This window comes from Calidifontibacillus erzurumensis, assembly GCF_013303125.1.
Taxonomy (GTDB): domain Bacteria; phylum Bacillota; class Bacilli; order Bacillales; family Bacillaceae_J; genus Calidifontibacillus; species Calidifontibacillus erzurumensis.
Map to the genome: position 1 here is coordinate 1 of NZ_JABTTE010000078.1, position 499 is coordinate 499.

At 46.7% G+C, this 499-nt stretch carries 4 tRNA genes; all 4 read left to right on the plus strand.

The features are described 5' to 3' along the window. Positions 1-3: 3 nt before the first annotated feature. The 4 genes from HR057_RS16885 (at position 4) to HR057_RS16900 (ending at position 399) form a co-directional block, all read left to right on the plus strand. Positions 4-92 (plus strand) — tRNA-Leu (locus HR057_RS16885). A gap of 41 nt (positions 93-133) precedes the next feature. Next, positions 134-210 (plus strand) — tRNA-Arg (locus HR057_RS16890). Positions 211-225: 15 nt separating this feature from the next. Next, positions 226-302 (plus strand) — tRNA-Pro (locus HR057_RS16895). 21 nt (positions 303-323) lie between these two features. Next, positions 324-399: transfer RNA gene (locus tag HR057_RS16900), tRNA-Ala, on the plus strand. Positions 400-499 lie beyond the last annotated feature (100 nt).

Here is a 499-nt window from a genome sequence, read left to right on the forward strand (position 1 = left end):
TATGCCGGGGTGGCGGAACTGGCAGACGCACAGGACTTAAAATCCTGCGGTAGGTGACTACCGTACCGGTTCGATTCCGGTCCTCGGCACCAATTTTTAAATAATCTTAGTTTTGATAAACAAATTGAATATTGCGCCCGTAGCTCAATTGGATAGAGCATCTGACTACGGATCAGAAGGTTATGGGTTCGACTCCTGTCGGGCGCGCCATTAATTGTTTACGATCGGGAAGTAGCTCAGCTTGGTAGAGCACATGGTTTGGGACCATGGGGTCGCAGGTTCGAATCCTGTCTTCCCGACCATTTAAATGCAATTAGATTTTTGGGGGCTTAGCTCAGCTGGGAGAGCGCCTGCTTTGCACGCAGGAGGTCAGCGGTTCGATCCCGCTAGTCTCCACCATTTTTATTGATCTTTGAAAACTAAACAAAATGTCAAGCGTGCGGCAATGTTGAATGTTTTATTCAACTGCCAAGTCAATTTTTGAGTAAGGATTTTTAAC